The following is a 19,924-nucleotide window of genomic DNA, read 5'->3' as shown; positions in this document are numbered from 1 at the left end:
GGCGCAGATTAGATAAATCTATCTGCCTTGCATATTGTTTGGATGTCGATATCTAGTTTTCAAAGAACATCTTGAAAGAACATAAGTTCCTTCAAAACTGAACAAAAGAAGAATAGGCGTACTTACGAAACACACGAAGGTGTTTCATAATCTCCATAGAAAGGAGGTGATCCAGCCGCACCTTCCGATACGGCTACCTTGTTACGACTTCACCCCAATCATCTGTCCCACCTTCGGCGGCTGGCTCCCAAAAGGGTTACCCCACCGACTTCGGGTGTTACAAACTCTCGTGGTGTGACGGGCGGTGTGTACAAGGCCCGGGAACGTATTCACCGCGGCATGCTGATCCGCGATTACTAGCAATTCCGGCTTCATGTAGGCGAGTTGCAGCCTACAATCCGAACTGAGAATGACTTTTTGGGATTGGCTTGGCCTCGCGGCTTCGCAACCCTTTGTATCATCCATTGTAGCACGTGTGTAGCCCAGGTCATAAGGGGCATGATGATTTGACGTCATCCCCTCCTTCCTCCGGTTTGTCACCGGCAGTCACCTTAGAGTGCCCAACTGAATGCTGGCAACTAAGGTCAAGGGTTGCGCTCGTTGCGGGACTTAACCCAACATCTCACGACACGAGCTGACGACAACCATGCACCACCTGTCACTTTGTCCCCCGAAGGGGAAAGCTCTATCTCTAGAGTGGTCAAAGGATGTCAAGACCTGGTAAGGTTCTTCGCGTTGCTTCGAATTAAACCACATGCTCCACTGCTTGTGCGGGCCCCCGTCAATTCCTTTGAGTTTCAACCTTGCGGTCGTACTCCCCAGGCGGAGTGCTTAATGTGTTAACTTCAGCACTGAGGGTGGAACCCCCCAACACCTAGCACTCATCGTTTACGGCGTGGACTACCAGGGTATCTAATCCTGTTTGCTCCCCACGCTTTCGCGCCTCAGCGTCAGTTACAGGCCAAAAAGCCGCCTTCGCCACTGGTGTTCCTCCACATCTCTACGCATTTCACCGCTACACGTGGAATTCCACTTTTCTCTCCTGCACTCAAGTCTCCCAGTTTCCAATGACCCTCCACGGTTGAGCCGTGGGCTTTCACATCAGACTTAAGAGACCGCCTGCGCGCGCTTTACGCCCAATAATTCCGGATAACGCTTGCCACCTACGTATTACCGCGGCTGCTGGCACGTAGTTAGCCGTGGCTTTCTGGTTAGGTACCGTCAAGGTACGAGCAGTTACTCTCGTACTTGTTCTTCTCTAACAACAGAGCTTTACGACCCGAAGGCCTTCATCGCTCACGCGGCGTTGCTCGGTCAGGCTTTCGCCCATTGCCGAAGATTCCCTACTGCTGCCTCCCGTAGGAGTCTGGGCCGTGTCTCAGTCCCAGTGTGGCCGATCACCCTCTCAGGTCGGCTACGCATCGTCGCCTTGGTGAGCCGTTACCTCACCAACTAGCTAATGCGCCGCGGGCTCATCTGTAAGTGTCAGCCGAAACCGACTTTCAAAAAGAAGAAATGCTTCTTCTCTTATTATCCGGTATTAGCCCCGGTTTCCCGGAGTTATCCCCGTCTTACAGGCAGATTACCCACGTGTTACTCCCCCGTCCGCCGCTAAATCAGAGGAGCAAGCTCCTCATCATTCGCTCGACTTGCATGTATTAGGCACGCCGCCAGCGTTCATCCTGAGCCAGGATCAAACTCTCCATAAAAGTGTTTGTCTTGCTCGATTTTAAAACTGACGGAATTAATTCTTAATTCCTTACCTATTTCTTTTGTTCAGTTTTCAAAGAACTTTTTGTTTCGTTTTCTTAGCCGCTCGTTTTGGCGACTTTATTAGATTACCATGTCGCAACCCTCGTTGTCAACAGCTTTTTTCAAAAACTTTTAATCGTTTATGTAAGGCTCATCAACATGTCAGTATTCCTTGCGACGAAGAATAATATACCATCATTTTCGCTCTTGTACAATAGTTTTTACGAAAAAAAGATAACTTTTATAATCGCTTTTGTTGAGGGTTTAAAGCTTATACAAGATACAGCGATCCTATGCCAGTTTTATACAAGATATAGTGAAATGGTAATTCGAAGATAACACCTTCATTATGATACTCGTTTTATTCATTCCTATACTTACTCCGTTAAAAAATCAAAAAGCCAGCACGAAGCTGGCTTTTTAGTCTACATTATTTTTCAGAATGACGCATTTGCGGGAATAACAGAACGTCACGGATAGATGGTGAGTTTGTTAACAGCATCACTAGACGATCGATTCCGATTCCTAGTCCACCTGTAGGAGGCATACCATATTCAAGTGCCTCTACAAAGTCTTCATCCATCATATGTGCTTCATCATTACCTTCAGCACGTTCTTTCAGTTGCTCTTCAAAACGTTCGCGCTGATCGATTGGGTCATTTAGCTCAGAGAAAGCATTGGCATGCTCACGACCTACAATAAACAGCTCAAAACGATCAGTAAAGCGAGGGTCCTCAGGATTCTTCTTCGCTAAAGGTGAGATTGCAACTGGGTGACCGTACACGAATGTAGGTTGGATCAGTTTTTCTTCTACAAAGTGTTCAAAGAATTCATTTACAACATGACCATATGACATGTTGTCTTTTACAGGTACATTATGTTCTTTAGCTAGAGCACGAGCTTCTTCGTCTGTCATTTCAGGCCAGAAATCAACGCCAGCTGCCTCTTTAATCGCGTCGACCATGTGTACTCTCTTCCAACGAGGCTTAAGATCCACTTCATAGTCTCCGTACGTAACCGTTGTTGTTCCTAATACATCCTCTGCGATGTGAGCGACCAGATTCTCCGTCAATTCCATGATATCAAGGTAATCTGCATATGCTTCATACAGCTCGATCATCGTGAATTCCGGGTTATGACGAGTTGATACTCCTTCATTACGGAATACGCGGCCGATCTCGTATACCTTCTCAAGTCCACCTACGATAAGGCGCTTAAGGTGAAGCTCGATTGCGATTCGCATGTAAAGCTCCATATCTAGTGCATTATGATGCGTGATGAACGGACGAGCAGATGCTCCACCAGGAATGGAGTGCATAGTAGGCGTTTCTACTTCTAAATATCCATTGTCATCTAAATAACGGCGCATAGAACGGATAATCTTAGAACGAGAAATAAACGTATCTTTAACCTCAGGGTTCATGATCAGATCCACATAACGTTGACGGTATCGTTGTTCAACGTCTTTTAGTCCATGAAACTTATCAGGTAATGGACGCAGTGATTTTGTTAACAGTTGAAAATCTTTCGCTTTAATAGAAAGTTCTCCTACTTTCGTTTTAAAGACAAGTCCTGTTACCCCTACCCAGTCTCCAATATCGATCGTATTGAATAGTTCGTATTGCTCATCACCAACAGCATCTAATCTTACATAGATCTGGATCTTTCCAGATAAGTCTTGAATATGAGCAAATCCAGCTTTCCCTTTTCCGCGTTTTGTCATGATACGACCCGCAAGAGTTACTGAGATCTCTTCATTATCAAGTTCTTCTTTTTCTTTTTCTCCGTATTCAGAAACAAGATCCGCTGCTGTATGCGTACGGTCAAACTTGGTACCGAAAGGATCTACTCCTTTTTCCGTTAATGCAGTTAACTTTTCTCTTCTAACACGAAGCAAGTCATTTAATTCTACTTCTTGGCTCATGGGAACACTCCTAGCTTTTAGCAGTTTTGAATATCAAGTATGGTATAAGTTAAATCTTCGCCGAAAGGAACACGTACAGTAAAAGTCGAGTGAACCGTTTTTCCGATCGCAGCTTTTGCGATGGGAGATTGCACCGAGATCATGTTTTCGCGAGGATCAGCTTCAAATGGATGGACGATCGTATACGTATACCGCTCTCTATGGACGGTATCTTCAATCGTAACGGTAGAGCCGGGTTCTACATGGTAACCCGCTTCTCTGACCATCGGCCATGTGATGGATTGAGCTAAAATATCTTTTATCTCAGATACCCGCTTATGAATGAATTCCTTTTCTGATGTGTTTCGGCATTGCTTTTTACGTTTTAATAGGTATTGTAGTTCTTTTTCTAAGTTCCTGGTGCCTTCTTGGGTGAGTTTGAGCATAGCCATAAGCTATTCCTCCTCCATTATAATAAAGAAAAACACCGGATGCTGAATCTGTTGTCTTTAAGCAAACAACAGCCAGTCATCTGATGATCTGGCTGTATGTTGCTAGTGTCAGCTGATTTTTTGTACTTCTTCTAATTGATCCACATAATCAAACAATAGTTTATTCATACCTTCCCGAGTAGTCATCTGGTTGATCGCGTTTCGAACAGAACCGGTTTGAGGCAAGCCTTTAAGATACCAAGCAGCATGCTTCCTCATCTCTCTTGCTGCAACATCTTCACCTTTTAGGTCGATCAAACGATCCATATGCAGCATGCAGATGTTCATCTTTTCTCGTGCAGTAGGTTCTGGCGCGATGATCCCGCTCTCTAGATATTGAACAGTGCGATAAAGCATCCAAGGGTTGCCGAGTGCTGCTCTTCCGATCATAACCCCGTCTACTCCGTATTGGTCCATGCGGTCTTTCGCTTCTTGAGGAGAAGAGACATCACCATTACCGATAACCGGAATCGATACGTTCTTCTTCACTTCACCGATGATGTCCCAATCAGCTACTCCTTCATACATCTGAACACGCGTGCGGCCGTGAACAGCAACAGCGGCTCCGCCTGCACGTTCAACAGCTTGCGCGTTCTTCACAGCATAGATATGATCTTCATCCCAGCCGATACGCATTTTAACAGTTACCGGTTTTTGGACCGCATCAACCGTAGCTGCTACCATCTCGTAGATCTTGTCTGGATCGAGCAGCCACTTTGCTCCTGCATCACATTTTGTGATCTTAGGAACCGGGCAACCCATATTGATATCAATAATGTCTGCGTTCGTATTCTTATCAACGTATTTAGCAGCAGCCACTAATGATTCACGCTCGCCCCCAAAAATTTGAAGACTGAGTGGTTTTTCGCGTTCATCTACATAAAGCATCTTTAAAGATCTTTCGTTCTCATGCAGAATCCCTTTGTCACTTACCATCTCTGCACAGACGAGCCCTGCTCCGAACTCTTTTGCGATCAATCGGAAAGCAGGATTACATACACCAGCCATCGGTGCTAGAACTACCGGATTCTTTAATGTAATATCACCGATCTTCAAGTTAACAATCACCTCGTTCCTCTTACTGGCCTTATATATCGATTCTCTTATTGTAATTCTTCTACGTTAATGCTGAATTGATCTGCAATCTTGTGAAGCAGATCTCCTTTAGGCTTTCGGCTGCCCCTTTCCACCTCACCGAGAACCGAAACTGATATTCCGATGTCTTTAGCAAGTTGTTCTTGGGTATAACCTTTTAACTTTCTGAACGCACGGATGCGTCTTCCCATTCGGTCTTCTTCCATATGCGTACACCTTCTTTATCTCTTTGTTCGCAAAGGACTTGATGTAACGAAATTGCTTCATCCGGGTAGATATCATCTGGAGCAATTTCACATAGAGGTATGAGAACAAACGCCCTTTCAAGCATACGTGGGTGCGGAATCGTTAACTCTTCCGTCTGTATACTTACACTATTATACAATAAAATGTCAAGGTCTATTGTTCGCGGTCCCCATTTTTGAAGCCTCTTTCGGTCTAGTTTCATCTCTACGTCTTGCAGTTTACTCAAAAGAGCTTGTGGAGAAAGAGAGGTTTTGAGTTTTAATGCTAAATTTAAGAATAATGGCTGATCTGTCACACCTACGGGATCCGTCTCATAGATTGACGAAACGGATTCAATGCTGATGTCATCAAACTCTTCTACTAGAGAAATCGCTCGTTCAAGCAATCCTTCTCGATCACCTATGTTCGAACCGACAGATAGGTAAGCAATATTATTGTCGTTCATCTATACGCGACCTCTTGTGATTTCGACCGCAACCGATTCGTAATGTCCAGGAATCGGAGGATCTGGTTTGATGACTTTGACCATCACTTCATCCACCAGCATAAACTTGCTAAGGATAGAGGCGGAAATTGCTTCGGCCAAGGTTTCTAAAAGCTTAACAGGTTCACCTTCAACAATTTCTTTAACCACTGCGTAAACTTCTCCGTAATTGACCGTATGATCTAATTCATCAGTAAGCCCTGCTTGGTAAAGGTCCATGGATAATACTACGTCTACATTGAAACGCTGTCCAAGCTTTTGCTCTTCATTAAACACACCATGATAGCCATAGAACCTCATACCGTTCACATACATTTTATCCATGAGACACCGTTCCTTTTTTGAGCATGATGTCCATCATCTTCGTCATTCGGCTCATTTCTTTTACATCATGAACGCGAACGATCGAACAGCCGCGTTCAATTCCGAGACAAACGGTCGCACCTGTTCCCTCTACCCGCTCTTCGACTGGCAGATCGAGTGCTTTACCGATCATCGATTTACGCGATGTTCCTAATAAGACAGGATAGCCCATCTGAACAATCTCATTCAATCTTCTGATCGTTTCAAGGTTTTGTTCGAACGTTTTTACAAAACCAACACCTGGATCTAAAATGATGTTGTCAGGGTTAACTCCCGCCTTAACGGCAATCGCGATACTATGCTCAAGATCAGCAATCAGATCTGGCATGAATTCTTGGTAGTTCGTATCAAACCGGTTATGCATGAGAATGACCGGCACATTTGTCTCGGCCATCACCCTTGGCATGTCTGGATCAAATTTAGCTCCCCAAACATCGTTGATGATATGAGCACCTGCTTGTATCGCTTGGTAGGCAGTCTCTGCTTTATAGGTATCAATCGATAAAGGAACGTTTACTTCTTTTCTTAATGCCTCTATTACAGGAATGACACGCTCCAGCTCTTGTTCGAGCGACACTTTCTCAGCACCAGGTCTCGTGGATTCTCCGCCTATGTCAATGATATCAGCGCCGTCTTCCACCATCTGTTTCGCATGAGAGATCGCCTGTTCGATTCTGTTATGATGTCCGCCATCCGAAAATGAATCTGGCGTCACATTAAGAATACCCATCACATATGTTTTTTTAGAAAAATCAAGTACGTACTCACCGCAGTTCACTTTTTGCAGCTTTAGCATCATTTCGTGCATGGAGAATCTATCCTTTCAAAAAACATCAGATACTTCGATATTGTTTCTTCGTATGGTTCATGTAGAGCTCTCTAAACTTCTGATACACTTCACCTTCAGCCCCAAGAAACGTTGTATCTTGAAAATGACTGACTGGAACGAGCTCTTGTATCGAGTTCGTCAGGAAAACTTCATCCGCTTCCGTTAAAGCCTCAATAGTATAGTTCCCCGTTTTTAGAGGAATGTTCACACGTTCTGAAACATGCATAACCCATTTTCGGGTGATCCCCTCTAAAATCCCAGTGGACGTGTGAGGAGTATATAGCTTGTTATCTCTGTACCAAAAGAGGTTGGATACGGTTCCTTCACTGATATTACCTTCTTGGGTCAGGAAAACGCCTTCTTGATTTATAGAAGCAAGTTCTCTCTTGCCTAAGATGCTATTTAAATAGTGATGAGATTTCAGCCGCTTCTCACCTTCTGGCGTATTGCGTCTCGTTTTAAGAAGAACCAGCTCTTTTTCTGAAACAGAACTTGTGTCCAAGAGAGGCTTCGTATACAAAACAACGACAGGTTCCACATAGGGCTCTTTCTGTAATCCGATATCACCCACGCCAGCTGATACATTAAGTCTAAAATATGCGTCATTCATCTTATTTTTAGCGAGGAGTATCCTCACCATCTCAATAACCGTGTCTTCATCTAGCACAAGATCGATATTCAACTCGTTTAACGCTTCATGCAGCCTGTTCAAGTGTTCATGAATTAAAAAAGGAAAACCGTCATAGGTTCTAAAGGTTTCAAACGCTCCTAAACCATACATGAAGCCATGATCATAGGGTGAAATCATAGCATCATCTTTGGAGACTACTTTTCCGTTTAAATAGATGTACATGTAACTTCCTTGCCTTTATAAAAATCAATAAAGTTTCTTAGCAATTTCTTTCCGTCTTCCGTTAGTATGGACTCCGGATGATATTGAACGCCTTCGATCGGCAGTTCTTTATGTCGAATCCCCATGATCTCTCCTTCACTTGTCCAAGAAGATATCTCAAAGCAATCAGGCAATGTTTCTCTTTTTACGATCAGTGAATGGTAACGTGTTGCAGGAAACTCTTGCGCAAGTCCGTTATACACGGTCTTCCCGTCATGAAGAACAGGAGACACTTTGCCATGCATCAATCGCTCTGCACGCACCACGTCTCCACCAAACACTTGCGCGATCGACTGATGACCTAAACAGACCCCGAAGATCGGTGTCTTTCCTGCAAAATGCGAGATCGCTTCTAGCGAGATACCTGCTTCATTCGGAGAACATGGTCCTGGTGAAATCATTAAGAAATCTGGATTCAACTGTTCAATCTCTTGAATCGTTATCTCATCGTTTCGTTTTACGACTAGCTCCTCACCCATCTCACCTAAATACTGAACGAGGTTGTACGTAAAAGAATCGTAGTTATCAATCATTAAAATCATCTCGTCTCATCTCCTCTCATGTGCTGCCTTATACCAAAATTGACCCGAGCTCACTCTGCTCTTTGGCACGCCACAGCGCCTCTGCTTTTTTTAGACTTTCTCTGTACTCACTTTCAGGTATGGAGTCAATAACGATACCCGCACCCGCTTGAACGTGTGCAGTTTCATTTTGACATACCATCGTCCGAATTGCGATATTCATTTCCGTATCACCGTTAAAACCGATCCAGCCGATACTTCCTGTGTACACACCTCTACGAACAGGTTCTAGCTCTTCGATGATCTCCATCGTTCTTACTTTAGGAGCACCCGTGATCGTACCACCTGGGAATGTCGCTTTGATGCAATCGAACGCATCAAATTCTGGCCGTAATGTGCCCACTACATTCGAGACAATATGCATCACGTGGGAATACCTTTCGATCACCATGAACTCGTCCACATTCACACTGCCGTAAACCGAAACTTTACCAAGATCGTTTCGTTCAAGATCGACGAGCATCACATGTTCCGCTCGTTCTTTCTCATTTTGAATCAGCGTGTTTGCAAGCTCGATATCTTCTTCCTCTGTTCTGCCTCGTGGTCGTGTTCCCGCGATCGGACGCGTGCTAATCAGTTCACCTTTTTTCTTTACTAAAAGTTCTGGTGAAGCACTAACAAGCTGAAAGTCTGGTGTTTCTAAGTAACTCATATATGGAGATGGGTTGATTCTTCTTAATTCTTCATAAACGTTTAATGGAGTAGTTCGTAGTGCCTTTGACTGGCGCACAGAAAGATTCACTTGAAACACATCACCATCAGAAATATAACTTTGAATCTTTTTAACAGCCTCTACAAAAACATCCTCTGTCATGGAAACGTGTTTAAAATCTTCAATGGGATAGTTCTGATTCTCTTGGTCAACCTCTACGGCAGAAAGCGGCGCTTCCCACATTTCTTTATAAGCTCGCAACTTGTCTATGTTATACGAGTCATCCTTATTTTCTGTCAGAGTTACGATCCACAACATACTCGTTTCATGTTCATAAACAAAAACATCTCTAAACAGCAAGAAGTACAAATCAGGAAGACCTAGATCATCTTCTGAAGTTGCTGGCAGTTTTTCAAACTCGCGCGTTAGATCATAGCTCAAGTATCCGATAGCTCCACCCGTAAAGTCAGGAAGTCCTTCTACTCGCTCTACATCAAAATCTTTGAACCAATTTTGAAACTGTTCATAAATAGGACCTTTACGTGTAGTAGAACCTTCATCTGTTCTTATAGTTAGGACGTCTTGTTTACCAGTGACTTCCGCAAACGGTGAAAGACCGATAATGCTGTACTTTCCAGTTCTTCCGCTCTCTAGTAAAACATGGCGAGGCTCAGTCGCCGCTAAGAATTTATATTTGTAGAACCACTCTTCTTTAGATAGAGGTATACATGAATGCATGACATGCCATTTTTTGTTCATCCCCATACGGTCACTCTCCCAAAAATCTTCTGCTTACATTGTACATGAGGTGTTTCACTTTGGCACATCTTTCTCCCAATTTCCTACATTTACATGGGTATTGTCTCCACTTTTAAGTTTAGTCTCTGTTGCCTTGTAAGAGGTTGATTTCCGTTTCAGGTGCTCCCTTTCCGGGGGCGTGCGGTGAGCCACCTCAGCGCTTTGCGCCCTTAGGTGTCTCACCTGTCCACATCAAGGAAGTATTCTTGCTCCTGCGTCTACAGTAAATGCTACCGCAGCGAGCTTCCTCGTCGCATGCCTTGCGAGAAGCTTCTCAGGTGGTAGGCACGCATCTTACACTACAATCAACGTGTCAATGAAGAAAAAAATTCATGAAAAAAAGCCCCCAGAAAGGGAACTCTTTTGAATGATCAATCTTCAAATTGGTACAGCGGCGTACTTAAGTAACGTTCTCCATTACTTGGAATGATCGCTAATACCTTTTTGCCTTTACCAAGCTTTTTAGCAACTTTTAATGCTGCCGAGATCGCTGCACCTGATGAGATTCCGCCTAAAAGCCCTTCTTCACGCGCTGCCTTTCTCGCCCATTCGAAGGCCTCATCGTTTGAGATGGTTAACACTTCATCGTAAATATCTGTTTTTAAAATATCAGGCACAAAACCTGCACCAATTCCTTGTATCTTGTGCGGTCCTGGTTTACCACCAGACAATACCGGGGAGTCCGTCGGTTCCACCGCATAGATCTTAATCTCTGGATATTTCTCTTTTAAGACCTGACCTGCACCCGTAATGGTTCCACCTGTGCCGATTCCAGAAACGAATGCGTCCAGACCATCAGGAAATTGCGAAACGATTTCTTGGCCAGTCGTGTTTCGGTGGATGGCAGGGTTCGCTTCATTCTTAAACTGCTGTGGCATGAAGTAGCCTTTTTCTTTTGCTAGTTCTTCCGCCTTTCTAATCGCTCCGCCCATTCCCTCTGGTCCAGGAGTGAGTACAAGATCCGCTCCATAAGCTCTCAAAAGGTTTCTTCTTTCTAAACTCATCGTTTCAGGCATGACAAGGACCGTTTTGTATCCTTTTGCTGCAGCAACCATCGCTAAACCAATTCCTGTGTTACCACTAGTTGGTTCAACAATTGTATCTTCTGCTTTTAATTTTCCGCTCTTCTCAGCATCTTCTATCATCGCTAATGCGATTCGATCTTTCACGCTGCTTCCCGGATTCATAAATTCTAACTTTAGGTAAACATCTGCCATATCCTCTGATGTGATGCGATTCAATTTCACTACAGGTGTTTGACCGATCAGGTCTGTGATCGATTGTGCCACTCTTGCCATTTGCCATCACTCCTAAAACCGAGTATTTTTATTGGATTAATTGTAGCAACCCTGGAAATACTCTGTCAATTTTATTGCATACGTAGATCGTCTATTACCATGGTACGCAGATATTTTTATTTCATGTATAAAACAAAACCCGGAGAAAAGTCCGGGTTTACGCTTTTGCTTGATCAAGCAAGGTTTGAAGTTCTTCTTTTGTAAAGATATAAGTGGCGTTGCAGAATTGACAGTTCGTTTCAGCTTGGCCATCTTCTTCTATAATATCTGAGATTTCTTGTTCTCCTAGACTTACGATCGCCTGTCCAAAACGCTCATGTGAGCACGTGCACTGAAAACGTACAGGAGATTTCTCAAGGATTTGGACTTGGTCTTCTCCTAAAAGCTCAAATAAGATTTCTTCTGGTGTCATTCCTTTTTCGATCAATCGAGAAATCGGAGGAATCGCGTTTATTCTTTCTTCAAGTAAATCAACGATTGCATCCGAAGCATTCGGCATCACTTGTACGATAAAACCGCCTGACGCTTTGATCGAATTATCCGGATTCACTAGAACGCCAACACCTACTGCAGAAGGCACCTGTTCAGAAGAAGCAAAGTAATACGTGAAGTCCTCTCCTAATTCCCCTGAAACCATCGGTACTTGTCCTGTGAACTTTTCACGCATTCCGATATCTTTTAAAACGGATAAGTATCCATCTTTACCTACCGCTCTTGCTACATCCAGTTTTCCTTTGCTGTTCAGCTCAAAATGAGTATGTGGGTTCGTTACATAACCACGTGTCTCACCTTTTGTGTTGCTATCTACGATGATCACTCCGATTGGACCGCCGCCTTCAATCTTCACCGTTATACTGTTGTTTTCACCTTTTAGCATCATACCCATCATGGTTGATGCAGTCATCGCTCTTCCTAATGCAGCTGAAGCAGTTGGCCATGTGTCATGTCTTCTCTGTCCTTCACTTACCATCTCAGTAGAAGAGATCGCATAAGCGCGAATCTGCCCATCACAAGCAAGGGCCTTTATTAAATAATCATTCATTAAAACTCATCCTTTAATCATTCTTATTTTTATCGTATATCAACAATAGACCTTTTAATGTTAAAAACGGATCAACATGATCGATCACGTTGCTTTCCGCAGCAATTAAATTCGCAAGTCCGCCGGTCGCAATCACTTTCGGTTCAACCTCAGACTGTTCTTTCATCCTTTTTACAATACCCTCTACTTGTCCTACATATCCATAAAGAATACCCGCTTGCATGGCATTAACCGTATTCTTCCCGATCACACCCTCAGGCTTAGCGATCTCAATACGCGGTAATTTAGCCGCTTTCGTATAAAGAGCCTCTGTAGAGATATTGATACCCGGCGCGATGGCCCCACCCATATACTGTTTGTTTTCATTGATGTAACAATACGTAGTGGCTGTACCAAAATCAACGATAATCAATGGTGCATCATATTCATGAATTGCAGCAACCGCATTTACAATTCGGTCTGCTCCAACTTCTCTTGGGTTTTCGTATTTAATATTTAGACCTGTTTTGATCCCTGGCCCCACTATTATCGGGCGTTGGTTAAAATATTTCACACACATGCGCTCTAAAGCAAACATGATTGGTGGAACAACCGAAGATATAATGATACCTTCAATCTGCTCTTTATGAATATTAACGTGGCGGAACAGATCGAGTATCAGCATGCCATACTCATCTTCTGTTTTTTCACGTGATGTATGAATTCTCCAATGATGTTTCAGTTCATCATTCTCGTAGAGTCCTAAAACAATATTCGTATTTCCGACATCAAACACAAAAATCATGGAATTTGTCCCCGCTTCTTATCTTAAGTTTCTATAATAGTTATAACACAAAACGTATAGGAGTAAAGCAACCTGCCTTTTGGAGGAGAGTTTCGCTGATTCAAGATGTTATTTGAAAGGGTTGATTTCCGTTACAGGTACTCGCTTTCCGCGGGGCAGGCGGTGAGCCACATTCGTACGTTTCACGTATAAGTGTCTCACCCGCCCGCCTGTCCTAGCCGAGAGTCTCCTACCTTTCACTCCAATCAACTTGTCGGTGAAGGAAAAAGAACAATCAAGATTATCCGTTGTCTCACTAGTAGTATCAAATCTTTCACTCCTATTAGCATATCCTTGAAGATGAAGAACAAAAAAACGAAAATCATAAGAGCTAAACCTTCTTTAAAAAGCTGTTTTCTAAAGGGTTGTTGCTTTAGGATGTTTTGTCATTATCTTCATTGACAAGTTGATTGTAGCGTAAGGTTGCCGACTCCTATGGGACGAGCGGTCAGGTGAGACCCTTAAGGGCGCAAAGCGGCAAGGGGCTCACCGGTCGCCCCATGGAAAGCGTGCAACCTGGAGCGGAAATCAACCAATTTCAAAATTTTAAGTAAAACAAAAAAGGACACCTCATCGCTGAGGCATCCTTTTTTAGAAATTAATCTTGTTTTGGCTCTTCATCTTTTTTGTTAAGTGTTACTTTAACATCATCAGATGGATTAGAAATCGTTTTTCTGTCAGGTAGTTTACCTGTTTTAACGAGTTCTTTGATTTGTTCTTCATCAAGCGTTTCTACAGATAACAACGTTTGTGCGATGATCTCTAACTTAGAATTGTGCTCCGTAAGAATCTGGCGACAACGCTCGTAAGATTCTTTAATGATGCGTTGAACTTCTAAATCGATCTCATGCGCGATTGCATCACTATAGTTTTGCTCGTTATTGAAGTCTCTTCCTAAGAAGACTTGACCGCCTTGTGATGAACCGAATTGCATCGGTCCTAGACGTTCACTCATACCAAACTCTGTAACCATGCGACGAGCGATTCCAGTCGCACGCTGGAAGTCATTATGAGCTCCCGTACTAACTTCCTTGAACGTGATCTCTTCAGCTACACGGCCTCCAAGAAGTCCAACGATCTTATCTTCTAATTCAGGTTTTGTCATAAAATAACGATCTTCTTTCGGAAGCATTACTGTGTAACCACCTGCTTGACCACGAGGGACAACGGTAACTTTATGAACAGTGTCAGCTCCTTCAAGAACTAAACCGATAACAGTATGACCCGCTTCATGGTAAGCAACGATGTTCTTTTCTTTTTCAGAAATGACACGGCTCTTTTTCGCAGGTCCCGCAATAACACGGTCGATCGCTTCATCAACATCATCCATATCGATCTTTTTCTTATCTGAACGGGCAGCTACTAACGCTGCTTCATTCAATAAGTTCTCAAGATCCGCACCAGAGAAACCTGGAGTACGCATCGCGATCGTTTTCAAGTTAACGTCTTCTGCAAGCGGCTTGTTGCGCGCATGCACTTGAAGTACTTCTTCACGTCCTTTTACATCTGGGCGGTTAACCGGAATTTGACGGTCAAAACGTCCCGGACGAAGAAGGGCTGGATCTAGAATATCTGCACGGTTGGTAGCAGCGATAATGATAATCCCTTCATTAGCACCGAAACCATCCATCTCAACTAGCAATTGGTTAAGTGTTTGCTCACGCTCGTCATGACCTCCGCCAAGACCAGCTCCACGCTGACGACCTACTGCATCAATCTCATCGATGAAAATGATACATGGTGCGTTTTTCTTAGCATTTTCAAACAAGTCACGAACACGTGATGCACCGACACCGACGAACATCTCAACGAAATCAGAACCTGAGATCGAGAAGAACGGAACGCCAGCTTCTCCTGCAACCGCACGCGCAAGAAGTGTTTTACCAGTACCCGGAGGTCCTACTAAAAGAACACCTTTTGGAATACGTGCACCTAGAGCAGAGAACTTACGTGGATCTTTTAAGAATTCAACTACTTCAACAAGCTCTTGTTTCTCTTCATCTGCACCAGCTACGTCTTTAAACGTAACCTTTTTCTTTTCTTCGTTGTAAAGTTTAGCTTTACTCTTACCAAAGTTCATTACTCGGCTTCCGCCGCCTTGTGCTTGGTTAAGCAAGAAGAAGAATAAGATAAAGATAATGACAAACGGAATTATTGAGGTGAAGAACGTCACCCAGCCACTCGTCTGTTCTTGCTGTTTAAACTCAACGTTTGAAGATTTAGCAAGTTTTTCAATCTCAGCCAATGTGTTGCCAGTTAGGGGAGCATTCGTTTGGAATACTTCTCCTTCTTTAGCTCCTTCGAGCTGTCCACGGACAACGTAAACGCCACCTTCAGGCTGGTAAACGATGCTTTCCACTTTGCCTGATTCGATGTACTTAGTAAGCTGGTCATAACGAATTTCTTTGACTTCGTTGTTGTTGCCGTTAAAAAAGCTGACAACTCCAACCACAACTAAAAAGATTAATAAATAAAATATAGTATTACGGAAGATGCGATTCATTCCTTACCTCCTTAGGCGAACAATCAAATCTTATGCGGTTTTTTATTCTTTCTTTTCGTAGATCTCTGGCTTTAAAACGCCAATGTAAGGCAAGTTACGGTATCTCTCGATGTAGTCCAATCCATAACCAACAACAAAAGCATCTGGAACGATGAAGCCGGCAAGATCTGGAGCGATATCAACCTTACGTCCTGTAGGCTTATCCAGCAAAGTGACGATCTTAACCGATTTTGCTTTACGTGCCTTAAACAGTTGAACGAGATAGCTGAGCGTTAAACCACTGTCAATAATATCTTCTACAATGATAACGTCTCGACCTTCTAAGGAAGTATCTAAATCTTTAACAATTTTAACTTGACCAGAAGAAACGGTAGATGCACCATAGCTGGACACTGCCATTAAATCGATCTCAAGATGGATATCCATACGTTTGATCAAGTCTGCCATAAAAGGTAGAGCACCTTTTAAAACCCCGACCACCAATGGAAAGCGTTCCTTATATTCCACAGAAAGCTCTTTTCCAAGTTCTTTAATCTTGTTTTGAATAGCTTCTTCGGAAATAAGTGTTTCTAAAATTTCATCATGCATGTTCAACAAGCCTCCTAGACGTCATGGCGATTTTTTATGAAAGCGTAGGATAACCCAAAGTTCTGATGGATGTATTTGATGACGTCTAACGTGTTTTAGCCCTGGAAGCCAAATAATCTTACCGTTTGCATCAACTACAACCGGCCAAACGTTTCTTTCTTCCTGCGGCACTTTAGCATCAATAAATATATCTTTTAATTTCCGAGAACCGACGCCGGCTATCGCCATCCGGTCACCTGGTTTTCGGGTACGAACTCGTAACGGGAGATCAACTTCTTTCATTGAAAACACAAAAACATCTTTTCCTCTTTGTAAAGCGGGTTCACAATCTGTTATTTCAGCAGTTATACGTCCATTCGGCAATTCTACATAACCAGGCAGCTCTAGTGAAAAGTCATAAGACCTTTCCTCATTTTTGACGATATGCTCAAAACTTAACAAACATCTGTCATAAGTTCGGCTAACTACTAAACCTGACGGAAAATGCAACATTCCGGATGGATGCTCACTTCCGAGCAAACTAAGAAAGTTTTCCTTATGTACAGAGGAAAGAGATGAAGGATTAATTTTATACAGATAGTTCAATATTAGTGTAATCCCTCTTTTTTGTAAAGGAATAGGCATCTTGTTAAAAGCGGATACAGATAACTCTATTTTCCCCTCTGTTCGCCTGATTAAAACCTTTTCTAACTCTATTTCAGCCAGTTTCAATATATACGTTTCATCTTCGGAGATAGTTTCACTTAAATACTGAAATCTTTCATGTACGTTAGGGTTTTCTTGTTTTAAAAAAGGCAGAATTTTTTTTCTGAAGCGATTTCGAACATATTTATCACTTTCATTGCTTGAATCATAAACGGGAAATAGGTTTTCTACTTTACAATAATGCTCGATTTGGTCTTTTGTTATTCCTAAAAAAGGACGAATTATTTTTCCGGTAGCAAAAGGTCGTTTAACCGGAATGCCGGCAGAACTAAACCCTTCACTTCCCCTCGTCATTCTCATGAGCATCGTTTCCACTTGATCATCCCCATGATGCGCCAACGCGAGCCTCTCTGCACGATGTTTTTTCATTACATTTTCAAAGAAATTATACCGGCAGATTCTAGCAGCGGTTTGTAGAGACAAGTTATGTTCTGCTTGATAACTTGCAACATCTGCACGATCCCCTTCAAAAACAATATCCCGATCGTCACAAAAGTTCTTAACAAATGCAAGTTCTGATGCCGACTCGTCGCCCCTTAAACGATGGTCGAATGAGGCGGCAACAATCTTAATTTTGTAATAAGAAGACCTTTTCCACAAAAAATGCAGCAACGCTAAAGAATCTGGTCCTCCGGAAACACCGATCACTACAGTTTGGGCGGCTGAAAGAAGCTGGTGTCTTTTAATAAAATTCTCCACTTCCTGCAACGTGAACCGCTCCTTCATTTTTCGTTTAATAGTAGGCTTGTTTTCGTTGGACTTGTTAACCCAAAAGAATAGGCTGAATGTAAATAAGTTAGTCTTTTGATTTCTTCAATGACAAGTTGATTGAAGTGCAAGGTGTGAGACTCTTAACAGCGCATAGCGCTAAGAAGCTCGACGCACTCCCCCCGGAAAGCGAGCAACCTGTGACGGAAAGCAACCACTTCCAAGAACAACGAAGTTCTACGAAAATGCCTTTTAAAATCATAACAAAGAATTGCAGGAACGAACACTATTTACATCGTTTGACCGAGCATGTAAAAAAAGTACACAACGAAAACAAAAGTGAAGACTAAAAATGTTTCTACGATAAAGCTGCTTTTCTTTTTCTTTTGCGCTTGTCTTGATGCTGGTTTTTGTGTTGAATTCCTCTGTGTTTGAGGGGATCTTGCTCGATCGTTAGCGTTCAATAAAAGGACGAGCTCGTTTCTCATCTCTTCTGCATTTCGATATTTGCCGTTCCATGCTTTTTGTAAGATAGGAGCGTACGGCTTAAGCATCGGGCTACCAATTATCTTAGATTGAAACTGTTTATCAGGATCTCCTTGTTTCGTGAAACGAGATGGATAAGCAAGATTCACCATCACCATCCCTGCTGAAAACAGATCATACGATGGCTCGGCCTTTCTCGTTCCTTTACCCCAATAGCCTCGGTCATAAAATTCGGTATATTCCTTGATCGATCTGTCCATCACAGTCGTTCCTCCAACATCGATCCAACGTATTCGATATGGAGGACCCATTACAAGAAGGTTATCTGGCTTTAAATCACCGAACGCCCACCCTGCCTGATGAAGTGTATGAAGGTCGGTAAGCAACTGGACAAGCAAGATTCCAGCCCATTCCGGAGATTTCGTCTTCATAAAGTCAAAGAGCGTCTCTCCTTTTAAATATTCCATCGCATAAAAAGGATATGTGGCAGTTTGCGTCACCCAGTCATCCACATCGATTAAAGAAGGTCCAAGGACTTTCCCCTGGACCTTAGAAAAACGCTTCAGCACATTGACTTCAGATGTGATCGACATCTGATCATGTCCGATCTTAAGTGCGACCACTCCTCGATCCGAATCAGCCAGATAGACAGCACCTGTTGCTCCATATCCTAAACGGCGCCGAATCCGATATCTGGAATGATTCCACTTACCGCGTATTTCATTGCCAACGACTAAGTTACATACCGGACTCGTTCGAATATCCTGGGGCATCATCGGACAAGAATCTCCTTTTTGACGATCGTTTACGACCAAAAGCCGCAATAGCCTCTTTTATTGCAGGACCTGTAGGTGTGATCCCGCCAAGTGATATCTTTGAAAATGTTTTGCCGATTGATTCGAGTTTAGAAGACCAGCTTAAAAGTTCTTCTGCCTCTGTTCTCTTGCCCGGAAAAACATAGAGTGCAAACTCGTTATCTCCAATTCTCGAGTTCAACGAGATGGATAGATCAAGCAGAGACTCTTGAACCGTTAACATTTTGTCTTCCATGGATCCTGAAGCGTCAATTAACACTAAGATCTCAAGATTCATGGTCTCTCCCATCTCATCGACAACTTCAATCACTTCTCCTCGTTTGTCGGGCGGAAGATCTTCCATAGAAGACTGACTGCCGAGTATCTGTTGCAGCTCAGCATTAACCACGCCTTTTATCGTTTGGGCCATTGCTTTTTGAGTGACCATCTTCACCGTTTGTGCGAGTTGTTTCGTATAAACAACCTGACTTATACCACCACCGGCCATCGCGATCTCTTCCACTTCTTTTAAACCTTGTCTATGATACTCAGGTGCATTCTCATTCAGTACGCCTATGACGTTTACAGCTATTCCTTGTTCGTTAGCAAGTGCCGCCATCGCGATCGGATCTTCACCTTGGTTCGAGCACCCATCTGTAATCAGCAAAATTTGACGCAGCGTTCCTTTGTTTCGCATAACGCTAACCCCTCTCAAGTACGAATTTTAACTATTACCATCTTCGTCAAGATTGGGATGGTTTATACTCAAATAAGACAGGCGAAACATAATCACAAAATGAAGTCGGAGCTGGAATACTGTCCACTTATGAAAAAATACTGTCCACTCGCAACAGCGAGGGAATACAAACAAAAAAGACCGCTCTTTTTTAC

General features: G+C 43.1%; 18 protein-coding genes and 1 rRNA gene. All 19 read right to left on the bottom strand.

Going from position 1 to position 19,924, the window contains the following annotated elements:
• Positions 1–159: 159 nt before the first annotated feature.
• Positions 160–1,709 (bottom strand): 16S ribosomal RNA (locus ABE65_RS00430).
• Positions 1,710–2,182: 473 nt separating this feature from the next.
• On the bottom strand, positions 2,183–3,676 hold the full coding sequence (lysS, locus tag ABE65_RS00425) for a lysine--tRNA ligase (protein WP_066390587.1): 1,494 nt from the start codon (positions 3,674–3,676) through the stop codon (positions 2,183–2,185).
• Between the two features lie 17 nt (positions 3,677–3,693).
• Positions 3,694–4,107: a GreA/GreB family elongation factor gene (locus ABE65_RS00420; RefSeq protein ID WP_066390584.1), complete on the bottom strand. Its 414-nt coding sequence runs from the start codon at positions 4,105–4,107 to the stop codon at positions 3,694–3,696.
• Positions 4,108–4,215: 108 nt separating this feature from the next.
• The gene (gene dusB / locus ABE65_RS00415; RefSeq protein WP_269148772.1) at positions 4,216–5,202 is read right to left on the bottom strand and encodes a tRNA dihydrouridine synthase DusB; all 987 of its coding nucleotides are present in this window, start codon (positions 5,200–5,202) and stop codon (positions 4,216–4,218) included.
• A gap of 47 nt (positions 5,203–5,249) precedes the next feature.
• Positions 5,250–5,447 carry a helix-turn-helix domain-containing protein gene (locus tag ABE65_RS00410; protein ID WP_066390581.1) on the bottom strand — a complete coding sequence of 66 codons (198 nt, stop codon included), beginning with the start codon at positions 5,445–5,447 and terminating at the stop codon, positions 5,250–5,252.
• On the bottom strand, positions 5,399–5,932 hold the full coding sequence (folK, locus tag ABE65_RS00405) for a 2-amino-4-hydroxy-6-hydroxymethyldihydropteridine diphosphokinase (protein WP_066390579.1): 534 nt from the start codon (positions 5,930–5,932) through the stop codon (positions 5,399–5,401). The genes ABE65_RS00410 and folK overlap by 49 nt, the downstream gene beginning before the upstream one ends.
• Positions 5,933–6,295, bottom strand: coding sequence for a dihydroneopterin aldolase (gene folB / locus ABE65_RS00400; RefSeq protein WP_066390577.1), 363 nt, complete (start codon positions 6,293–6,295; stop codon positions 5,933–5,935). It abuts the gene before it with no gap.
• Positions 6,288–7,142 carry a dihydropteroate synthase gene (folP, locus tag ABE65_RS00395; RefSeq protein ID WP_153236669.1) on the bottom strand — a complete coding sequence of 285 codons (855 nt, stop codon included), beginning with the start codon at positions 7,140–7,142 and terminating at the stop codon, positions 6,288–6,290. The genes folB and folP overlap by 8 nt, the downstream gene beginning before the upstream one ends.
• Before the next feature lie 25 nt (positions 7,143–7,167).
• Entirely contained in the window at positions 7,168–8,016 is an 849-nt protein-coding gene (gene pabC / locus ABE65_RS00390; RefSeq protein WP_066390575.1) for an aminodeoxychorismate lyase, read from the bottom strand.
• On the bottom strand, positions 8,001–8,597 hold the full coding sequence (gene pabA / locus ABE65_RS00385) for an aminodeoxychorismate/anthranilate synthase component II (RefSeq protein ID WP_066390572.1): 597 nt from the start codon (positions 8,595–8,597) through the stop codon (positions 8,001–8,003). Before pabA ends, pabC begins: the two co-directional genes overlap by 16 nt.
• Positions 8,598–8,625: 28 nt before the next feature.
• Complete coding sequence (locus ABE65_RS00380; protein ID WP_156499227.1) at positions 8,626–10,047, bottom strand: anthranilate synthase component I family protein; 1,422 nt, start codon at positions 10,045–10,047, stop codon at positions 8,626–8,628.
• A gap of 410 nt (positions 10,048–10,457) precedes the next feature.
• Complete coding sequence (gene cysK, locus ABE65_RS00375) at positions 10,458–11,384, bottom strand: cysteine synthase A (protein ID WP_066390567.1); 927 nt, start codon at positions 11,382–11,384, stop codon at positions 10,458–10,460.
• A 157-nt stretch (positions 11,385–11,541) separates the two neighbouring features.
• The gene (gene hslO / locus ABE65_RS00370; RefSeq protein ID WP_066390564.1) at positions 11,542–12,426 is read right to left on the bottom strand and encodes an Hsp33 family molecular chaperone HslO; all 885 of its coding nucleotides are present in this window, start codon (positions 12,424–12,426) and stop codon (positions 11,542–11,544) included.
• Between the two features lie 13 nt (positions 12,427–12,439).
• The gene (locus ABE65_RS00365; protein ID WP_066390557.1) at positions 12,440–13,210 is read right to left on the bottom strand and encodes a type III pantothenate kinase; all 771 of its coding nucleotides are present in this window, start codon (positions 13,208–13,210) and stop codon (positions 12,440–12,442) included.
• 637 nt (positions 13,211–13,847) lie between these two features.
• On the bottom strand, positions 13,848–15,752 hold the full coding sequence (gene ftsH / locus ABE65_RS00360; RefSeq protein WP_066390555.1) for an ATP-dependent zinc metalloprotease FtsH: 1,905 nt from the start codon (positions 15,750–15,752) through the stop codon (positions 13,848–13,850).
• Positions 15,753–15,794: 42 nt separating this feature from the next.
• Complete coding sequence (gene hpt, locus ABE65_RS00355; RefSeq protein WP_066390553.1) at positions 15,795–16,340, bottom strand: hypoxanthine phosphoribosyltransferase; 546 nt, start codon at positions 16,338–16,340, stop codon at positions 15,795–15,797.
• A gap of 21 nt (positions 16,341–16,361) precedes the next feature.
• Positions 16,362–17,744 (bottom strand): tRNA lysidine(34) synthetase TilS, encoded by a 1,383-nt coding sequence (tilS, locus tag ABE65_RS00350; protein WP_231887884.1) that lies wholly within the window; start codon positions 17,742–17,744, stop codon positions 16,362–16,364.
• Positions 17,745–18,043: 299 nt separating this feature from the next.
• Positions 18,044–19,015, bottom strand: coding sequence for a serine/threonine protein kinase (locus ABE65_RS00345; RefSeq protein ID WP_066390545.1), 972 nt, complete (start codon positions 19,013–19,015; stop codon positions 18,044–18,046).
• Positions 18,978–19,730 carry a vWA domain-containing protein gene (locus ABE65_RS00340; protein WP_066390542.1) on the bottom strand — a complete coding sequence of 251 codons (753 nt, stop codon included), beginning with the start codon at positions 19,728–19,730 and terminating at the stop codon, positions 18,978–18,980. The genes ABE65_RS00345 and ABE65_RS00340 overlap by 38 nt, the downstream gene beginning before the upstream one ends.
• Positions 19,731–19,924: the final 194 nt, after the last annotated feature.

The organism is Fictibacillus phosphorivorans (assembly GCF_001629705.1).
Taxonomy (GTDB): Bacteria; Bacillota; Bacilli; order Bacillales; family Fictibacillaceae; genus Fictibacillus; species Fictibacillus phosphorivorans_A.
This window is presented reverse-complemented; position numbering and strand designations above follow the sequence as displayed.